This is a genomic window from Gaetbulibacter aestuarii, from assembly GCF_039537665.1.
Taxonomy (GTDB): Bacteria; Bacteroidota; Bacteroidia; order Flavobacteriales; family Flavobacteriaceae; genus Gaetbulibacter_A; species Gaetbulibacter_A aestuarii.
This window is the reverse complement of sequence record NZ_BAABAY010000002.1, coordinates 350214-370938: the sequence shown is the minus strand read 5'-3', so window position 1 is coordinate 370938 and position 20725 is coordinate 350214. Positions and strand designations below refer to the sequence as shown.

General features: G+C 37.1%; 17 protein-coding genes. 11 read left to right on the top strand and 6 right to left on the bottom strand.

Features of this window, described 5'->3' with window-relative positions; translation table 11 throughout:
- Positions 1-30: 30 nt before the first annotated feature.
- Positions 31-726, top strand: coding sequence for a LytR/AlgR family response regulator transcription factor (locus ABD682_RS10370; protein ID WP_344741248.1), 696 nt, complete (start codon positions 31-33; stop codon positions 724-726).
- Here the strand turns inward: ABD682_RS10370 and priA are convergent.
- From priA to nadC, 3 genes are all read right to left on the bottom strand, one after another.
- Positions 723-3176, bottom strand: a complete 2454-nt coding sequence (priA, locus tag ABD682_RS10365; protein WP_344741245.1) for a replication restart helicase PriA — start codon at positions 3174-3176, stop codon at positions 723-725. The genes ABD682_RS10370 and priA overlap by 4 nt on opposite strands.
- 3 nt (positions 3177-3179) lie before the next feature.
- Positions 3180-4121 (bottom strand): YihY/virulence factor BrkB family protein, encoded by a 942-nt coding sequence (locus tag ABD682_RS10360; RefSeq protein WP_344741243.1) that lies wholly within the window; start codon positions 4119-4121, stop codon positions 3180-3182.
- Between the two features lie 68 nt (positions 4122-4189).
- Positions 4190-5050, bottom strand: coding sequence for a carboxylating nicotinate-nucleotide diphosphorylase (nadC, locus tag ABD682_RS10355; RefSeq protein WP_344741242.1), 861 nt, complete (start codon positions 5048-5050; stop codon positions 4190-4192).
- 128 nt (positions 5051-5178) lie between these two features.
- Between nadC and rlmH the strand changes: the two genes are divergently transcribed.
- Positions 5179-5652: a 23S rRNA (pseudouridine(1915)-N(3))-methyltransferase RlmH gene (gene rlmH, locus ABD682_RS10350; protein ID WP_344741241.1), complete on the top strand. Its 474-nt coding sequence runs from the start codon at positions 5179-5181 to the stop codon at positions 5650-5652.
- 3 nt (positions 5653-5655) lie between these two features.
- On the opposite strand, the gene hpf is transcribed toward rlmH, so the two are convergent.
- From hpf to ABD682_RS10335, 3 genes are all read right to left on the bottom strand, one after another.
- On the bottom strand, positions 5656-5955 hold the full coding sequence (gene hpf / locus ABD682_RS10345; RefSeq protein ID WP_344741239.1) for a ribosome hibernation-promoting factor, HPF/YfiA family: 300 nt from the start codon (positions 5953-5955) through the stop codon (positions 5656-5658).
- A 91-nt stretch (positions 5956-6046) separates the two neighbouring features.
- The gene (locus ABD682_RS10340; protein WP_344741237.1) at positions 6047-7690 is read right to left on the bottom strand and encodes an AMP-binding protein; all 1644 of its coding nucleotides are present in this window, start codon (positions 7688-7690) and stop codon (positions 6047-6049) included.
- Between the two features lie 9 nt (positions 7691-7699).
- Complete coding sequence (locus tag ABD682_RS10335) at positions 7700-9271, bottom strand: tetratricopeptide repeat protein (RefSeq protein WP_344741235.1); 1572 nt, start codon at positions 9269-9271, stop codon at positions 7700-7702.
- Between the two features lie 131 nt (positions 9272-9402).
- Between ABD682_RS10335 and ABD682_RS10330 the strand changes: the two genes are divergently transcribed.
- From ABD682_RS10330 to ABD682_RS10290, 9 genes are all read left to right on the top strand, one after another.
- Positions 9403-9984 (top strand): non-canonical purine NTP diphosphatase, encoded by a 582-nt coding sequence (locus ABD682_RS10330; RefSeq protein ID WP_344741234.1) that lies wholly within the window; start codon positions 9403-9405, stop codon positions 9982-9984.
- 61 nt (positions 9985-10045) lie between these two features.
- Entirely contained in the window at positions 10046-12265 is a 2220-nt protein-coding gene (locus ABD682_RS10325) for a RelA/SpoT family protein (RefSeq protein WP_344741233.1), read from the top strand.
- A 26-nt stretch (positions 12266-12291) separates the two neighbouring features.
- The gene (locus ABD682_RS10320; protein ID WP_344741232.1) at positions 12292-12744 is read left to right on the top strand and encodes a Fur family transcriptional regulator; all 453 of its coding nucleotides are present in this window, start codon (positions 12292-12294) and stop codon (positions 12742-12744) included.
- A 12-nt stretch (positions 12745-12756) separates the two neighbouring features.
- Positions 12757-14037 carry an adenylosuccinate synthase gene (locus ABD682_RS10315; protein ID WP_344741230.1) on the top strand — a complete coding sequence of 427 codons (1281 nt, stop codon included), beginning with the start codon at positions 12757-12759 and terminating at the stop codon, positions 14035-14037.
- 116 nt (positions 14038-14153) lie between these two features.
- A complete protein-coding gene (locus tag ABD682_RS10310; RefSeq protein WP_344741228.1) occupies positions 14154-15092 on the top strand; it encodes a hypothetical protein in 939 nt (312 codons plus the stop codon).
- Between the two features lie 114 nt (positions 15093-15206).
- Complete coding sequence (locus ABD682_RS10305) at positions 15207-17015, top strand: OstA-like protein (RefSeq protein WP_344741226.1); 1809 nt, start codon at positions 15207-15209, stop codon at positions 17013-17015.
- Between the two features lie 15 nt (positions 17016-17030).
- Entirely contained in the window at positions 17031-18212 is a 1182-nt protein-coding gene (locus ABD682_RS10300) for an aspartate aminotransferase family protein (RefSeq protein WP_344741225.1), read from the top strand.
- A 150-nt stretch (positions 18213-18362) separates the two neighbouring features.
- Positions 18363-19751 carry a tetratricopeptide repeat protein gene (locus ABD682_RS10295; RefSeq protein ID WP_344741224.1) on the top strand — a complete coding sequence of 463 codons (1389 nt, stop codon included), beginning with the start codon at positions 18363-18365 and terminating at the stop codon, positions 19749-19751.
- A gap of 54 nt (positions 19752-19805) precedes the next feature.
- Positions 19806-20723 carry a polyprenyl-phosphate transporter gene (locus ABD682_RS10290; RefSeq protein ID WP_344741223.1) on the top strand — a complete coding sequence of 306 codons (918 nt, stop codon included), beginning with the start codon at positions 19806-19808 and terminating at the stop codon, positions 20721-20723.
- Positions 20724-20725: the final 2 nt, after the last annotated feature.

Genomic DNA, 20725 nt, shown 5'->3' with positions numbered 1-20725 from the left:
GATATCTTAACCGAAATAATATAAAATGTTATGACTTTAAACTGTGTAGTAGTAGACGACTCAGCGATCCAAAGGCTGTCAATCGTTAAATTAGTGGAGAATCACCCCGCTCTGAATCTAATTGCTGAGTACAGCAGCGCGCTAGAGACAAAAAATGGTTTAAATACGCACCAGGTCGACCTTATCTTCCTTGATATTGAAATGCCTGTTTTAAATGGCTTTGAGCTTTTAGACGTATTAAACAAAAAACCTCAAATTATTTTTGTAACCGGTAAAACAGAATATGCTTTTAAAGCATTTAATTATGATGCTACCGATTACTTACACAAACCCATTACAAAAGAACGCTTTAACATTTCTGTAGAGAAAGCTTTAGAACAACATCGCTTAACACTGGACCACAGTGAAGAAGATGGAGAACACATTTTTGTGAAAAGTAATCTTAAAAAACGTAAAGTGTACATTAAAGATATTAAATGGATCGAAGCTCTTGGTGACTACGTAAAATTAGTTACTGAAGAAAATAGCTTAGTCGTTTTATCTACAATGAAATCTTTTGAAGCAGAACTACCTGCAGGAAAATTTTTAAGAATTCACAAATCCTACATTGTGAATTTGGACAAAATCGACCGATTTAATAGTAAAAACGTGGAAGTGGGGGCATACGAAATTCCACTAAGTAGAAATAAAAAGACCCAATTAGTTGATGCGTTAAATAACATTTAGAAGTTATCGACATTTAAATTTACTTTAACCACCCGAAAATCTTTTATACTTAAGAAGCTGTTATTAATTTTAATAATGGCTTCTTTAGTTTTTTGTAATGATTGCTTTTTAGGAATCTTGACCAAAATATTTTTGTGATACTGGTTACGAATTCTGGAAATTACCGGAGATTCTGGTCCTAACACGAAGTCGCCAAAAATTTGCCTCAAGGATTTTGCATACCAGATAGCTCCGGTTTCCACCTTACTGTAATCCTTGTGTTTAAGGGTAATTTTGATCTGCCGATAAACAGGTGGATACTTAAAGGTAAAACGCTCGTCCATTTGTTCCTGATACATCCCGATATAATTATTGGTGGATACCTGCTGCAATATCGTATGATAGGGGTTGTAGGTCTGGATTAAAACTTTACCGCGTTCCTTGGTGCGCCCTGCCCTACCCGAAACCTGAAGCAACAATTGAAAACTGCGTTCATGCGCCCTAAAATCAGGGAAATTCAGCATGTTATCCGCATTTAAAACGCCTACTAATTTCACATGTCTGAAATCAAGTCCTTTCGTGACCATTTGTGTTCCAACTAAAATATCGATCTCCTGTTGTTCCAGAGCCGTAATAATCTTTTCATAACCGTGTTTCCCGCGCGTGGTATCCAGATCCATTCGGCCTACTTTAAAATCAGGGAATAACTGTTTTACCTCAGCTTCAATTTGCTCCGTTCCAAAACCTTTGTTATCCAAATCCGGACTACCACAAGCCATACACTTCATTTGCATGGCCATGGAATAACCACAATAATGACAGCGTAATTGATTTCTGTATTGATGATACGTTAAGCTCACATCACAATTTGGACATTGTGGTGAGTGGCCACAGGTTTGGCAGGTTATAATTGGAGAATATCCTCTACGGTTCTGAAACAAAATAACCTGAAAACCTTCCTTAAGCGTTTCCGTCATTTCCTCGATGAGTGTGTCACTGAAATGACCTTTCATCCGCTTGCGTTTATACTTGTCTCTCAAATCTACCAGCGCAATATCCGGCATTAACACATTATTATATCGGTAATTCAGTTCTACAAGACCATATTTATTTTGTTGTGTATTGTAATAACTCTCTAAACTTGGCGTCGCCGAACCCAACAAGGTTTTCGCATTGAAAAAGGAGGCCAGCACGATAGCGGTATCACGGGCATGGTACCGAGGCGCCGGATCGAATTGTTTGAAAGATTGTTCGTGTTCTTCATCTATAATAATCAATCCCAACTTACTGAAAGGTAATAGTACGGCAGAACGGGCGCCTAATACAATTTTTGCCTTGGTTTTATTTTCCAGAATATTATTGTAAACCTCCACCCTTTCATGTGTCGAGTATTTCGAATGATACACAGCTACTTGTTCTCCAAAATAATCCTGTAAACGCGTGATAAGTTGTGTAGTTAAGGCAATTTCAGGAAGTAAATACAAAACCTGTTTCCCTTTTTTTAAAGTCTCTTCAATGAGTTTAACGTAGATCTCTGTTTTACCCGAAGACGTCACCCCATGAAGTAAAGTAACATCATGTTTTTCATTTGAAGATCTTATTTCTTCTAAAGCTGTGGCTTGATATTCATTTAAGGTTTTTGAGTCTTCATTGTCTTCCCCGTCGTATTGTATTCTATCCGTTTGAATGAAATATTCTTCTAAAATATCCTTATCGATAAGAGTTTTAATTATGGTTGAAGAGGCATCACTGGCCTTAGACAAATCAGTGACTTTTACAGGCTTTTTGGTCTGAGCCGACAATGAAAATAAGGTCAGCACCACCTCGCGTTGCTTTGGAGCGCGGCTTAACTCATCCAGTAGTTTGTGCAATTGTACTTCAGAATTATGATTTTTATGAAGTTTCACATAGCGAACTAATTTTGGCTTATAGGTTTCATAAATATCCTCCTGAATCGTAATCGCATCTTTTTCGATCAAACGGTTAAGAACCGAGAGCACCTGTTTTTTATCCAGAATATTCGAAATATCCTGAATTTTGAGTGACGATTGATGGTGCAATGCTTCATAAATTAAAAATTCATCATCCTCCAGATCGGTATCTTTAATTTCTTTCGAAGCATTTTTTACAATGATGGTCTCACTTTCTAAAATAAAACCACTTGGTAAGGCCGCCCGCATAACATCGCCCAGCGTGCACATATAATAATCTGCAATCCACTGCCAGAGTTTTAATTGCCAGGCATTCACCACCGGTTTCTCATCAAGAATTTGCTCAATATCCTTAGCGTCGTAAGCCGTTGGTGCATGGTTGTGAATATGATGTACGATACCTGTGTAAATTTTGGTCTTGCCAAAAGGTACAGCAACCCGCATACCGGGTTTTAGAAATTCTGCTTCCGCTGAAGTAATACGGTACGTGAATAACTTTTGAAGCGGCACAGGAATAATAACATCAATAAAATATAACATGCTCTATTTCCTGTTTCGAAGTTTATAAATGGATATGTTCAATTCATAGCCAAGTAGTAACACATTAGAATTCAGCCATAAATAAAAAAGCAAAATTAAAAGGGCACCAATAGAGCCGTAAAGTTTATTGTATTGGGCAAAATTCTCGATGTAAACTCCAAATAAATAAGAGGTTACAACAATGAGAAACGTCGTAAATAAAGCACCCACAGAAAAGAATTTGGATTTTCGCCCTTCCCGGGTGCCAAAATAATATAAGGTTGAAGTGGCAATGTAGATCATGACTACAAAAAAGACGTATTTCACCACATCAGGCCAAACCGTACTCTGAGTACTGATCTGATAGCCGCGCTTATCGAGAACATTAAATACTTCATCTAGCACATAGATTTGAAAATATCCAAGAACAGCAATGGTAAGAATGAGTAAAAAGGCCAGGATCAAGGCAATTCCTAAAGCGTATAAATACTGTCTCAATACACTGCGAGAGAGCTGGTCGTGATAGGAATTTTCAAACCCAGAAAAAATGGCGTTCACACCATTGGCCATCAAAATTATCGATAAGATAAAAACTCCGGATAATAAGCCTGCCTGTTGTGATTGATCAATATTTTCAAAAATATTGTTGAAGAAGAAGTCTGAAGTTGTTGGTGGTAAAAACGACTGCAAAAACGTTTGGAATTCTACTTTAAAATTTTGAATCGGGATGTATGGAATCACGATCAGAATAAACAACAAAAAAGGAAATAATGCAGTGAAAAAGCTAAAGGCAATCGCACTTGCTCGGGTTGTTAAAGCACCTTTAACAATGCCGGTAATGTAAAGTTCGAAAAGGTCGTAAAATGAAAGTCCTTCCAAACCCGGAAGTTTCACTTTCTTCAAAAACCTCACAATGATATTGATTACAGGAATTTTTTCAAGTCTATCTTCAACGGCTTTGGTCATTAATGGCAATACTTTTCTTAGTTAAAAGCAAAGTTATCAAATTTCGTTTGCTAAAACTATTACAAGAATTACTTTATAGCTTTCAAGCTAATGTCCATGTTGTGAACAGAGTGTGTTAAGGCTCCACAGGAAATGTAGTTTACACCACATTCGGCGTAGTGTCGTACGGTGGCTTCATTAATATTTCCTGACGATTCAATGAGACATTTACCATTAATCAGCTTAACGGCCTTTAAAGTATCTTCAAAATCGAAGTTATCTAGCAGGATTCTATATACGCCTTCGTTTTTTAGAATTTCTTCAACCTCAACCAGATCACGAGCCTCAACCATAATCAAAAGATCCTTTCCGGTTTCTCGCAAATAATCTTTGGTCATTTCTATGGCTTTGGTGATTCCGCCTGCAAAATCAATATGATTATCCTTTAGCATGATCATATCATAAAGCGCAAAACGATGGTTTTCACCACCACCAATTTTAACGGCCCATTTTTCCAGTACGCGAATGCCGGGTGTCGTTTTTCGGGTGTCTAATATTTTGGTTTTAGTACCTTTAATCAAATCTACAAAAGTTCTCGTTTTTGTAGCAATAGCACTCATCCGTTGCATAGCATTAAGAACAGTGCGCTCTGCTTTTAGAATAGACTGCGAAGGGCCTTCAATGTACATTACAACGTCGCCAAAAGTCACTTCGGATCCATCTTCGATCTTTACATCCAGCCGAAGATTCTTGTCTACATAGGCGAATACCTTTTTGGCAAAGTTAACACCGCCGATAATCCCCTTATCCTTTACCAAAATCTTGGCTCTACCACGAGCGGTGGCAGGAATGCAAGCTAAAGAACTATGGTCGCCATCTCCCACATCTTCCCGTATGGCATTGGCTATAATCATTTTGACCTCGTTGTCAAACTGTTCTTGAGTAATCATATTGAACTGGTTTCTGAAACAAAAATAAGAAATTGATTTACTTAACATTGATTTACAATTACGAATTTTATATTTTTTTTACTTCTGAAATAAAGCTTTCATAAATAGTAAATAGTAATTTTGCGATTATGACTATCACACTCATCACCATAGGAAAAACGGATAATCCCCAACTTCAAGAATTAATATCACTTTACCAGGATCGCTTAAAGTATTACATCAAGTTTGATCTGGATATTATTCCGGATGTAAAAAATGCAAAAAAACTCACGGAAACGTTGCAGAAACAAAAAGAGGGAGAACTGATTTTAAAGAAAATAAATCCGGGTGATGTTGTTATTTTACTTGATGAAAAAGGAAAACAATTCACATCTGTACAATTTTCAGAGTATCTACAGAAACACATGAATTCCGGAGTAAAACGCCTGATATTTGTTATTGGCGGACCGTATGGATTTTCAGATGAAATATATCAAAAAAGTAATGGGAAACTGTCATTATCTAAAATGACCTTTTCCCATCAAATGGTTCGTTTATTTTTTGTTGAACAGTTATACCGGGGATTCACAATTTTGAGAAATGAACCCTACCACCATCAATGATGATTAGTGTGTATTATAAACGTGCTTGCGTTTTTTTAACTGGCGTTCCAGATCACTAATGGTATCACGAACAGAGACTTCATAATTGTGCGTGTTCGAAGTTGCAAAAATTCGAGGGCCGGGTAAACTCAATTCTATATTACAAATTTTACCAGCCTCATGATCACTACCTTCTTGTTTAAAATGCACTGTGGCACTGATCAAAAACTCATATCTATTAAATAATTTTTCTAATTTCTCCTCAGTAAATGCTGATAATGTTTCACTTACATCCATATCGACATATTGAAAGTTTACTGTCATTTTTTATCTGTTTTTATTATTTATATCTTAGACTAATATACAGGTTTTTAATGGAGCTACACCTAACATAAATCATAAAAATGCCGGATTTTTATATTAGTTCGGCTTCAAAAATCACTTTGTCCTCCATCGCGAACCATCTGTAATAATAGGGTTTATGAATTTTTTCAATGGCATTGCGTTTTACCTTGAGTGTTGGGGTAGTTAAATTATTGTCAGGCGTCCATTCTTCTTTCATGATCACGACCTTTTCAACCCGTTCATGTTTTTCTAATTTAGGGTTTAATGCTCTTACGGTGGCCATCAAACTTTCAGCTAAAGCTTTTTTTGTTTTAGTCCGCCCTACTTCAGATAAAGTAATGAGAGCAATAGGCTGCGGAATCCCTGTGCCTACCAAACAAATTTGTCCGATATTTTCGTTTGCACTTAAAGCTAATTCTATAGGTGCAGGAATAATATATTTTCCCTTATCCGTTTTAAATTGATCTTTAACCCGACCCGTGATCGTAAGATACCCTTCGTGATCATACTCCCCGGTATCCCCGGTTTTAAAATAACCATCCTCAAAAACCGAAGCAGTTAATTCCGGGTTTTTATAATATCCCAGCATCATACAATCATTCTTAATTAAAATTTCGCCTTCGGCGGAAAGTTTTACTGACACTTCCTCATGCGCTTTACCCACAGTACCAACCTTATTCTCTTCATGCGTATTGGCATGCGACAAAGAACAATCTTCTGTCATACCATAAAGTTGTAAAATAGTAACGCCTATCTTTTGATACCAATGAATCAGATCTACAGATATAGGTGCAGCCGCTGAGCCTATAATAAGAGCTGATCCCATTCCTAAATTCTTCTGAAGCGTTTTCTTTAGGATCATATTTAAAACAGGAATTTTCAGCAACAGATCAAGACGCTTTTGTGGAATCTTTTCTAATATTTTCTCTTGAAATTTCGCATAAATACGGGGCACAGCAAAAAACAAATGTGGTTTTGCTTTTTTAAGGTCGGAAGCAAATGTATCAAGTGATTCCGGGAAAAAAACTTCTGCTCCTTTGCAAATACACAAGGTGGCAATAAGTCGTTCTGCAACGTGGGCCAGCGGCAAGTACGAAAAAAACCGAAAATGATCCGGCGCCAATAGTTTTTTAATGAAAATTTTGTTGCAGAAAACAAAGTTATAACTGGAATGCATCACACCTTTTGGCATTCCGGTTGTTCCTGACGTATAAATTATGGTAAATAAATCAATGGGATCTCTTTCAAAAGGCACCATAGGTTCATAGGCCTTCAGCCAGGATTCCCAGGTATTTTTTTCTTCGACCCCATACATCCCTATACTCAAAATTGGCATATTTTTTATTCCTGCTTTTTGAGCTTCATAACTATCAAGCTTACCAACAATAATTGCTTTGGCATCACTATGGTCTAAAATTAATTGAACACCATCTGCTGTCAGGGTTGGATAAATTGGAACCGAAACGTAACCTGCCATTTGGATAGCCAGATCGCTCATGTGCCAATGTGCACAGTTTTTTGAAAGTAATGCAATATGACTGCTTTCAGGTAATCCCAGGGCACGTAAACCACTTGCTATTTTTCTTGCTTCTTCACCGGCCTTTTTATAGGTATATTGAAGTATTTTACCATATATAGGTTGATTCAAAAATACCTGATCCGGGGTTTTCTTTTCCCAGTATAAAAAAGCCTCAAGTGGTGATTTAAAATCCATGAATTAAACTTAAATATTTTGCAAATCTTCCAAAGATGAGGCAATAAGGTTATTATCGCCAAGCATTATGGCTGCCTCGTTTATTCCTCGTAAAGGCAATAACCGTTTAGTTCCTCGTTTTAGAGCTTTTTGATAAAGTTCCAACGCCTCCGCCGGACGGTTTTGTTCCATTAAAAATTCGGCATAGAATTCCATCGGCGGTTTTTGTATGAAAGGCGGACCATAACTGTAACTCATTTGCTCATGGAGCGTCACCGAATTTTTAAAATGGGCTTCGGCCTGTTCCGGATCGTTTTCCTGCCAGGCTTGCAAACCCTGTAATTGCAGGAGCATAATTTTAGCTTCGTTAACATCAGATTGTGTTGGAAGCGAGCGCGACGCTGAAGAACATACAGCAAATCCCTTACTTAGGTTATCAGCAAGTAGCGATTCTTTTTTAATTTCGTATGATAGAGAATCTATGGCAATTTTCAGGTCTTCAACCTTATCCGTTTTAAAAGCCCGCATACCCTCTATAAAATAGTTTTGAGCACGAACTCCAATATTCAACCCGGAAACATCAACAGGAATTGAAGCAATATCGTGATCCCACAGATCAGTTTCTGCTAAAAATGTACCCTTTAAAAACATTAAATGCACACGTGCTACGCCGGAAGGCGTTTCTGAGCAATACTTCTGCATATCGTAAACCATTTTTTCAGCCTCTTCTACCTGATTTTTTTGAAGATATCCATACTCCAACCAATGATACGCATGGTAACCTCTGGCGTTATTATCTAAATTCTTAGCTTCCATGCGGTGCAAACTTGCCTGATAAGAATCGATGTTCGATTGTACAACCTTATCCCACATACCCAAAGCAACGTATATATGCGAAGGCATATGCAAAGCATGACTGGCATCAGGAGCCACTTGAGCATAAGCATCAGCTGCATCCAGGGCCATAAAGGCGTGTTGCGGATCGTCATACGAGTGAATCAGATAATGCAAAGCACCCGGATGTTGGGCGTTTTCCTTTAAAATACCTTGGGCTATTTTTGCCCCCATTCCATAAATGGAATCATTACGCCCTTCGGCCACCGAGCCTAATAATGATAAGGCATAGAACGCTGCCACCTCATGGTTTGAAGGATATTTATCATGCAAGATTTTCATGTAATCTTTATACGCTACATCGCGATCATTTTTAGCCGTTTTAGGCTGATAAAGAAGATCCAGACCTTTGATCAGATCAGACTCTAAAGAATTCAATGAAGTTGGCACATTTATATTTTTCAACTTTTCTAAAGTCGCAAGCCCGGCGTCATAATCTTGTTCACTCCACAAGCTGTGATTGTAAGTCATAGCTTCACCCCAATACGCCATAGGCATGGATGGATCGGCAGCCTGAGCCTCAAGAAAAGCTTCGCGCGCATCCTGATATTCGAAACTATGAAGTAATAACAGCCCTTTTTCAAAATGTTTCTTTGCAGCGTCATTTCCGGTAACATCCAAATGGACTACCCCAAGATAATCGTGTTTTTCCTGCTCCTTACAGGAAAAAAACAGCAATAGCAGGCCTAAAAAAAGTGATGATTTCATATGATTCGTTTAGTTTAGTGGATTGTCTTTTAGTTTTTTACGAGAGTTGAAGCTGTCTAAATATACATAATTTTTGAATGTCATTTAATTTATTTTAATCCCTTAATTTTACATCTTTAAATAAAAATGTGATGGAACTCGTTTTTGCAACGAATAACAAAAATAAAATCAAAGAGGTTCAGAAATTGATCCCAAACAATATTAAACTTCTAAGTCTTGAAGATATCGGCTGTTTTGAAGATATCCCCGAGACTCAGGATACAATTGGAGGTAATGCGATACAAAAAGCACAATATGTGAAAAAAAATTATGGCTATAATTGTTTCGCAGATGATACCGGTTTGGAAGTTTCGGCTTTAAATGGGGCTCCCGGTGTTTATTCCGCGCGATATGCCGGTAAAGCCAAAGATCCTGAAGCGAATATGAAAAAGTTACTTTCCGCTTTAAGCGGAAAAAATGATCGATCGGCGCAATTCAAAACCGTTATCGCTTTAATGGTAAATGATCATACCTCAACATTTACGGGTATTTGTAAAGGAAAAATAACCAAAGAAAAATTTGGGGATGGTGGTTTTGGTTACGACCCTATATTTAAACCGGATGGCTTTGAAGAAACTTTTGCCGAAATGGATCTGGAGTTAAAAAACCATATCGGACACCGCGGAAAGGCTACAAAAAAGCTTATCGAATTCTTATCGCAACAAAAGCTTTAAAAAATCCTATTAAATTCAGCCTATTGTTGGTTGTTTCTATTCTTTGTGCTATTTTTATTTTATGACAGCTGTAGAAATTGAAAAAGAAAACGCCGCTATAACGAAAGCCTACAAACAGCTTCTAAAAGTGAGTTATACCACTTTAACCAAGGAAGATAAAAAATTGATTCGTAGTGCTTTTGAGGTAGCCATGGACGGCCATAAAAACCAGAGACGAAAATCGGGTGAAGCCTACATTTTCCATCCCCTGGCTGTGGCCAAAATTGTAGCTCAGGAAATTGGTCTGGATGCTACCTCTATAGCTGCTGCCCTGCTCCATGATGTGGTTGAAGATAGTCCCGATTATACCATTGAGGACATTCAGCAAAAATTTGGCGACAGCATTGCTACTATTGTTGATGGTCTTACTAAAATTTCTTCCTTGAGTAAGGAAAAAGATATGGATGTATCGCTTCAGGCAGAAAACTTCCGTAAAATGTTGCTTACTCTGAATGATGACGTCCGGGTGATCATTATTAAAATTGCCGACCGTCTTCACAATATGCAAACCATGGATTCCATGGCGCCGGATAAACAGATAAAGATCGCTTCGGAAACCTTATACATTTATGCGCCACTCGCCCATCGCATCGGGCTTTATAACATAAAAACGGAACTTGAGGATCTGGGTTTAAAATACACCGAACCGGAGGTATATTTCGATATCCTGAATAAAATTAAAGAAAGTAAGGAAGAGCAGGATAAGTATATTGAACAGTTCAGTAAGGTTATTAAAAACTCTCTGGATAAAGAAAAACTCGAATATACCATTAAAGGGCGCCCAAAATCCATTTTCTCCATCCGAAGAAAAATGCAGAAACAAGGTGTTTCTTTTGATGAGGTCTACGATAAATTCGCCATCCGAATTATTTACCGTAGTGATGCCAATAATGAGAAATTCTTGGCCTGGAAGATCTATTCCGTAGTCACCGATCACTTCAGACCCAACCCCATTCGTTTACGCGATTGGATATCGTCACCAAAATCAACAGGATATGAAGCCTTGCATATTACTGTAATGGGACCCAAAGGACGCTGGGTTGAAGTGCAAATCCGAAGTGAACGGATGAATGAAATTGCTGAAAAAGGTTACGCTGCCCATTATAAATACAAGCAGGAACACGAAAAAGAGGACAGTTTAGATAATTGGGTCAACCGGCTTCAGGAGGCTTTGGAAAATCCACATACCAGTGCTGTTGATTTCGTAGAACAGTTCAAACTCAATTTATATTCTAAAGAAATATTTGTTTTTACCCCTGCGGGGGAATTAAAATCGCTTCCAAAAGGTGCTACTGCTCTCGATTTTGCATTTAGTATCCACACCGAAGTAGGTATGAAAACCCGCGGTGCCAAGGTAAATGGAAAACTGGTTCCCTTGAGTCACGAATTAAAAAGTGGCGACCAGGTGGATATTTTAACTTCCGATAGTGCAAAACCCAATGCCAACTGGCTGGATTATGCTACAACGGCGCGTGCCCGAAGTAAAATTAAATCAGCCTTAAAAGAGGATAAAAAACGTATTGGCGAGGAAGGAAAAGAGATTTTGCGTAGAAAACTGAGACAGTTAAAGATCACCCTTAATGAGGCTTCAGTAAATGAGTTAGTAAGTTATTTTAAGTTGAAGACCAGTTTGGATCTGTTCTATCGCGTTGGTTTAGGAACCATTGATAACACGATGCTGAAAGCATTTGCTTCTTCGCGAAGTAATGTGTTGATGAGTTTTTTCAAAAGCAAGATCTCAAGAAAACAAACAGCTACCAAAGAAGAGATTGAACGTGAGGAAGTTACAAACAAATTTGATTCTCTTGTTTTTGGTAAAGATGAAGAGAAACTAGATTATAAATTAGCCAACTGTTGCAACCCGATTCCCGGCGATGATGTGTTTGGGTTTTTAACGGTAACAGAAGGTATCAAAGTACATAAAAAGAATTGCCCAAATGCTTTAAGTTTACAATCTAACTATGCCTACCGGATCATGCCGGCCAAGTGGGTAGACTCCACCCAACAGGAATTCTCGGCACAAATTAAACTTACGGGTATCGATCATTTGGGTCTCGTAAACGACATTACCAAGGTGATCTCTGAAAATATGCATGTTAACATGAAAAGCATCAGTTTTGAAAGTGATGACGGTATTTTTTCAGGAAAAATAAATGTGGTTGTTAAAAACAATACTCTTATTAAAAAACTCATCGATAGATTGAAAAAAATTAATGGTATTGATAAGGTATCACGAGTGTAAAAAAAGTGTAAATTTGCGACGCAATTATGAGTGACAAGGTAGATACTAACAATCAAGAGATCGTAAAGAGTGTTTTCACCAACTTTTTAGAAAGTAACGGACATAGAAAAACACCCGAACGTTACGCTATCCTACAAGAAATTTACGATCATAACGAACATTTCGATATTGAGTCACTATACCTCAGCATGAAAAATAAAAAGTATCGCGTATCTCGTGCAACACTTTACAATACTATAGAATTACTTCTGGAATGTGGTTTGGTGCGTAAGCATCAATTTGGACAAAATCAGGCGCATTACGAAAAGTCTTATTTCGACAGACAACATGATCATGTAATACTTACAGATACCGGCGAGGTTATCGAGTTTTGTGACCCACGGATCCAGTCGATAAAAAAAACTATCGAAGAAGTTTTCGATATTGAAATCAATAACCACTCACTTTATTTTTACGGAAATAGAAAATCAACCAAATAACTAACTTTAACAATGGCAGTAGATTTACTACTAGGATTACAATGGGGCGACGAAGGCAAAGGAAAGATTGTTGACGTACTTACAAAAAACTATAACATTATCGCCCGATTTCAAGGCGGACCAAATGCAGGACACACCCTTGTTTTCAATGGAAAGAAACACGTTTTACATACCATCCCTTCGGGAATTTTTCATGATGATGCTATTAATTTAGTAGGTAATGGTGTGGTTATCGATCCTGTGATCTTTAAAGGTGAATTAGACAAATTAGCAGATCAGGGCATAGAATATAAAAAATCATTACTTATTTCGCGTAAAGCACATATCATATTGCCAACCCATCGCTTGCTCGACGCGGCTAGTGAAGCTTCGAAAGGAAAAGCAAAAATTGGTTCAACCTTAAAGGGCATCGGACCAACCTATATGGATAAAACCGGTAGAAATGGTATCCGGGTTGGAGATCTGGAACTGGAAGACTGGAAAGAAAAATATCGTGCTTTAGCAGATAAGCACGAATCGATGATCGCGTTCTACGATGTCGATATCCAATATAATTTAGCAGAACTGGAAGCCGAATTCTTTAAGGCTATAGACGTTTTGAAGTCATTAAAATTTATAGATTCTGAAGAATATATTTACCAGGCTCAAAAATCAGGAAAATCCATTTTGGCTGAAGGCGCTCAAGGGTCCTTACTGGATATTGACTTTGGAACCTATCCGTTTGTCACTTCAAGTAACACCACTGCTGCCGGAGCTTGCACAGGATTAGGAGTGGCACCGGGCGATATAGGTGAAGTATTTGGAATTTTTAAAGCCTATACCACCCGCGTTGGTTCGGGACCCTTCCCTACCGAACTTTTTGATGAAGATGGGGAAACCATGGGTCGTGTTGGAAACGAATTTGGCGCCACTACCGGACGCCCGCGACGTTGTGGTTGGTTAGATCTTGTAGCTCTAAAATATGCCTGCCAGGTTAATGGTGTAACGCAGTTGATGATGATGAAAGGCGATGTGCTTTCTGGTTTTGAAACCTTAAAAATTTGTACAGCCTATAAATATCGTGGTGAAGTGATCAAGCATTTACCATACAATATTGAACCCGAAAATGTGGAACCAATTTACACGGAATTTAAAGGTTGGCAAGCCGATCTTACGGGAATGACGGAAGATTCACAACTACCGGTAGCCTTAAATGACTATATTGGGTTTTTAGAACAAGAATTGGATATTCCAATTACTATTGTATCTGTTGGTCCGGATCGTAAACAAACGATTTTTAGAGAAAAGAAATAGTTTTTTTAAATATTCATTTTTAAATCTGTAAAAGACTGCTAATCAGCGGTCTTTTTCTTTATATTTGAAACCCATAATTTAAGCCTAAAATCCCTTAATCCATTAAACCTACAAACATGAAAAATCTATTATGTACCATTCCGTTGGCTCTATTTTTTTTAATGAGCCACTCCGTAACATCTCAAACCCAAACTATTTCTATCGAATACAAAAGGAACGACGATCACAGTGTTGAGTTTTATTACAATAAATCAGTGCCAGGAAGCTATTATTTAAGTTTGGAATTTAATCAGCTAGAAAATTCAGGTTATTCAGGAATTAGCCGCGTGGTTAGTAATAGCAAAGGATACCTTTTTAGACTGACGCCAATTAACCCGGAAAAGGGTATTGGATTTTCTTATGGATACTATTATTTCAGAGGTAATCCAGAACCAAAAGTAGATAGCCTTTTCACCTATTGCCTACCTTTTAAAAAGAATAAAGGTGTGGATATCAATGAGAGTTCAAATATTGGTAACACGTATTTAGGTTTTGAAAAACCTTCAAAATGGAAATCCTATATTGTTTTTAGAAAAAGTCCTGATACTGTCTGTGCTATGAGAAAAGGTGTTGTTGTTGACCTTGTTAATGATTTTAAAACAGACAAATCATTAAAATATGATTTTAAAAGCGATATGAATTCTATCCTAATAGAACATGATGATGGTACTTTTGCTTCATACAGAGGTTTTAAACAAAATTCATTTTTAGTGACATTAGGACAAACTGTTTATCCCCAAACCGAGCTTGGAACTTTGGATATGCTAGGTGAAGATGATTATAGGTTATACTTTAATATTCATTACACACAATTGAAGCGCGAAATTGAGGATCATTTAGAAAATAAAAAAAGTTATTCCGAATACCTCACACCGTATTTTATTACCACAAATGGAAAAACAAAATTAAAACAACATGAGCACTACATCGTTGATTGTAATGAAACTATTTTTCTAAAAGAATTTAGTAAAAGAGAGAAGAAGAAATATCGGAAAAACCCTGAATTGTATAAATAATTAAGTTAAAACATTTAAAGTTTTGACGCTCCAAAAAATAATTTTGGAGCGTTTTTTGTTACAACATACGCAAACCAGAGATTAATCGTTATTTTTGCCTCAAACATCAATACATTGAATTCAATACAACCCAAATATCTCCTACTTTTTTTTATTTTGATCACTGCAGTACAGTTAAGCGCTGCGCAGGAACAAAAGAAAATTGAAATTAAATATGCCGGTCGTTTAAATGTCGATGAGGCTAATTATCCCGGAGCGCGTATTTTAACACGTGATGCGTCGCAACAAGTTCATGTGGCACAAGGCAGTATTGATATTTGGTGTGATAAAGCCATTTATTACGGCGGTGAGAATTTTGTTGAAGCTTACGGTAATGTTTTTGCAAAACAAGGGGATACCATTAACTTAAGATCAAAATACATTGAATATAGCGGAAAAACCCAACTAGCCTTTGCGAGTGGTGATGTCGTTTTAACGGACCCTACTTCTGAAATTCAAACAGATACCTTGTATTTTGATCGTGCGAAACAACAATCGTATTACCAAAGTGGCGGTAAGGTTGTAAAGGATTCTTCGGGAACTATTACCAGTAGAGTTGGGACGTATTATATGGAAACTAAGAAATACAAATTCCAAAATAATGTTGTTCTGGTAAATGATGAAGCCACTATAAAATCCAATTTCTTTGATTATTATTCAGATACAGGTCATGCTTATGTTTTCGGACCGTCAACCATCACGACACCAGACAGCAAAACCTATTGTGAAAAAGGTTTTTACGATACCGAATTGAAAATTGGTTATGCCATGAAAAAGGCTAAAATCTATTACAACAATAAGATTATTGAAGGAGATAGCCTTTATTTTGATAACAATCGAAGTTTCGCCTCTTCAACAAATAATATAAAAGTTACTGATACCATAAATAATACCATTGCTAAAGGGCATTATGCTGAAATATACAAGGCAAAGGACTCATTATTCATAACCAAGCGGGCTTTGGTAATTACCGTTCAGGAAAAGGATTCTATTTATCTCCATGCTGATAAGATCATGGTTACCGGAAAACCGGATCACCGCATTACAAAAGCGTATTACAATGCTAAATTATTTAAATCGGATATTAGCGCTAAAGCGGATTCGATCATTTCGAATCAGGAAACAGGATTAACAGAATTGATTAACCTGGAACGTTTTTCCTCCGGCGGAGATGCCTTTTCTACTAAAAAACGTCCTATTTTATGGAATCTGGAAAATCAAATGACCGGAGATACCATTCACCTCATTTCCAATCAGGAGGTCAAAAAACTGGATTCCTTAGTAGTTTATGACAATGCTTTTGTAATAGCAAAAGACACTTTAACTGAAGATGGTTATAATCAAATTAAAGGTTTAAAACTTATTGGTTTGTTTGATGAAGATAATCGTTTAAAAGATGTTTATATCAATAAGAATGCAGAATCGATCTTCTATTCAAGAAATGAAGAACAGGAATTGATTGGTATAGATAAATCAAAATCCGGGAGTATTGAAATGGAATTTGCCGATGGCGAAATTCAAAAATACACCCGTTTTAATAATATCGATGCAACACTTTACAAGGAAACCGAATTCCCAGAAAAAGAAAAATATTTTAAAGGATTTGATTGGCGTGAAGACGAACGCCCCAAAAGTGTAGCCGATTTATTTAAGGACGATCCACCGTTGGAATTGCCTAAAATAAAAGGTTTGGATGACTATGTACCTCAGGATGACTTTTTTGACGAAGCCCTTTTAGACCGCATTCAAAAAGCAGATGACGAGAGTAATACGCCTGATGACGAAGAACAGAAGGCCTCAAGACACATACCCGACTCTTTAAAAACAAAACCGGCCCCTGTTAAAAAATCGCCGCAGAAGTTAAAACCAAAACCTGTTAAATAATAAAGATCTACCGATTTGAAATCTGATTTTTTAAAATATCAGGCACAAACCACCACCCACCCGTTGGCTATGGAAATTTCACATGCCGAAGGTTCTTATATTTTTGATAGTGAACAAAAGGCCTATCTGGATTTTGTGGCCGGTGTATCTGCTTGTCCGTTAGGGCATCGCCATCCAAAAGTGGTACAGGCTATAAAAGACCAATTGGATCGCTATCTTCATGTTATGGTTTACGGAGAGTATATCCAGGAACCAGCTGTGGCCCTAACGAAATTACTTGCAGACTATTTACCTAAAACACTTTCAAAAACATATTTAACGAACTCGGGAACTGAAGCTATTGAAGGCGCTTTAAAACTTGCGAAACGTGCTACCGGAAGAGGAGAGATCATCGCGGCACACCATGCGTACCACGGTAATACCATGGGCGCCATGAGTGTTATGGGTTATGAGGAACGCAAACGGGCTTATCGCCCATTAATTCCTGATGTAAAATTCATAAGCTTCAATGACGAGCATGAACTTTCCGAGATCACTGAAAAAACAGCCGGCGTCATTTTAGAAACCATTCAAGGCGGTGCCGGCTTTATAATGCCTGAAAATGATTATTTAAAAAAGGTGAAAGCACGTTGTGAAGCGGTTGGAGCACTTTTAATTTTAGATGAGATCCAACCCGGTATTGGCCGCACCGGTAAACTGTTTGGTTTTGAGCATTTTGATTGTATTCCGGATATTGTGGTTAGCGGAAAAGGTCTGGGTGGCGGCATGCCTATCGGAGCATTTACAGCCTCTGAAGAATTAATGGATCTCCTAAGCGATAACCCGAAATTAGGGCATATCACAACGTTTGGAGGTCATCCTGTAATCGCAGCTTCTGCTTTAGCAACTCTAAAGGAAATAACTGAAAGTAATTTAATGTCTGAAACGCTTGTAAAGGAGAAGCTTTTCAGAAAATATTTGGTACATCCATTAATTAAGGAAGTTCGAGGAAAAGGTTTGATGCTGGCACTAATTATGGAATCGGAAGCCATTACAAACAAGCTTGTTATGGAAGCCCAAAACCGTGGATTGATTCTTTTTTGGCTACTTTTTGAGCCTAAAGCCGTACGAATTACGCCGCCATTAACCATTTCTGAAGCCGAAATAATTCAAGGTAGTGAGATTATTTTAGAAATTCTGAATGGAATTAATTTATAGATAAAGCGCATTAAGCCTTTGAAAATCAATAAAAAACAATCTTAAAAAGTAATATTGTTCATTACTTTGTTGAAAACATTTAGCCCCTAAATGACTATTATTAACTGATAGTCTTAAATTTATTCTAGTTGAAATCTCACTTATCTGCTTATGGAGTTTAGTCATAATGACAACGACAATTTACCGCTAACAAAGTTTGAATCGATGCTAAAAACGAACAACGTTTTATTCTTCGATTCTGAAGAGTTTGAAAACATCATTCATCACTATCTCAACCAGGGCAAAATTGCCTTAGCTAAAAAGGCTATAAAATTAGGTCTTGAACAACATCCCTCATCAATAAACCTGAAACTTTTTAAAGTAGAAGTCTATGTTTTTGAGGATAAATTAGTTGAAGCAGATACTTTATTGAATGAGTTATACAGTTTAGATCCTACAAACGAAGAAATTTTTATTCAAAAGGCTAATATTTTTTCAAAGAAGGACGATCATAAAAAGGCTATCGAAGTTTTAAAACAAGCCTTGGAACTCACTGACGATGTTGTTGATCTGTATTCATTAATAGGCATGGAATATCTGTTTTTAGATAATTTTGAGGAGGCAAAAACGTATTTCATGAAATGTTTAGAAGCGGATCTGGAAGATTACTCGGCATTATATAATGTAGTGTATTGCTTCGAGTTTCTTAATCAGACTGAGGATGCTATAAGCTATTTGAATATCTTCCTGGATAAGAACCCCTACTGTGAAGTGGCCTGGCACCAGTTAGGTAAACAGTATTTTCATCTTAAAAAGTATAAAAAAGCGCTTGCTGCCTTTGATTTTGCCATAATTTCTGATGATTCCTTTATCGGAGCATACCTTGAGCGTGGCAAGGTATTGGAAAAATTAAAGCGGTATAATGAAGCCATTGAAAATTACAACATCACCCTGAAACTTGATGATCCCACGTCCTTCGCTTTATTGCGAATAGGACATTGTTTTGAGAAATTACACAAATACGATCTGGCCATTCAATATTTCGAACGTACCGTTCATGAAGATCCATTATTAGATAAAGGATGGATTGCCATTACCAGGTTTTACAAGAAAAAAGGCAATTATCAAAAAGCACTTTATTACATCAATAAAGCTATTAATATTGATACTGAGAATGTGGTGTATTGGAAGCTTTATGCCCAGATTAATATGCGTTTAAAGTTTTATGAAGAAGCCGAAAGAGGATACAAAAGAACCCTGGAACTTGGAAATTATGAGTTGAATACCTGGTTATCAAGAGCCGATATACTCATAAAAATTGGCGAATTCGAAGCTGCCATCTATAATTTAGATCAGGCTGTAGAATTTTATCCGGAAAACGCCGAAATAGAATATCGCCTGGCAGGACTGTATTTTTCACTAAATGAGGCCGATAAAGGTACTTTTCATTTAAAGAACGCTTTAAAATTTAACGAAGAGTTCTCCTTCATTCTTGAAGAACTTTTTCCTGAGGTTGCCAATAAAATATTTGTAAAAAACATTCTTAAAACAAATCATTAAGCCCGACTCGTTTTAAATACATATCTTTGATTTCTTGCTAAAAAATCATTCGCTATGCAGAGAAGCATCAAAGATTATTTCATTATATCATTGAAAGGTATTGCCATGGGCGCAGCCGATGCTGTTCCTGGAGTTTCCGGTGGCACGATCGCCTTTATTTCAGGAATCTACGAAGAATTAATTACCACCATTAGCAATGTTAATTTCAGTTTATTCAGAACGCTTTTTAAAGAGGGTTTTACGCCGTTTTGGAAACGCCTGAATGGGAATTTTTTGGTAGCACTTCTTTCCGGAATCTTAATCAGTTTTGTTTCCTTTATGCGTCTGGCCAAGTATCTATTGGAAAACCATCCGGTTCTCATCTGGTCGTTTTTCTTTGGGTTGATCGTTGCTAGCATCTATTTCGTTGGGAAACAAATTACCAAATGGAGTCCTTCTGTAGTTTTGTTTTTAATTTTAGGGACGCTAGCGGCCTATTATATTTCAAATTTACCTGCACTGGCTACGAATGATAACAATAGTTTTTTGTTTTTTGCCGGTGCCATAGCAATATGCGCTATGATCCTTCCGGGAATTTCAGGTTCGTTTATTCTCATAATTCTTGGGGCTTATAAAACGCTGAGCGATGCACTTCATGATTTTAATATTACCCGAGTGGCTATTTTTGCTTCCGGAGCTTTAATTGGTTTACTTAGTTTTAGTCATTTTTTAAAATGGTTATTTAAACACTATCATAACCTAACACTGGCTATCCTCACCGGTTTTATCTTTGGTTCTCTTAACAAGGTTTGGCCATGGAAAAAAACACTAACCTGGCACATGAATTCTAAAGGTATTAAGGAACCTTTACTGCAAAAAAGCGTTTCCCCTTTTCACTTTCAAGGCGAAAACCATCTGGTTTGGGCCATTATTTTAATGGCTATTGGTTTTTTAGTTATTTTTATTCTGGAAAGACTCGGTTCTAAAAAATAACC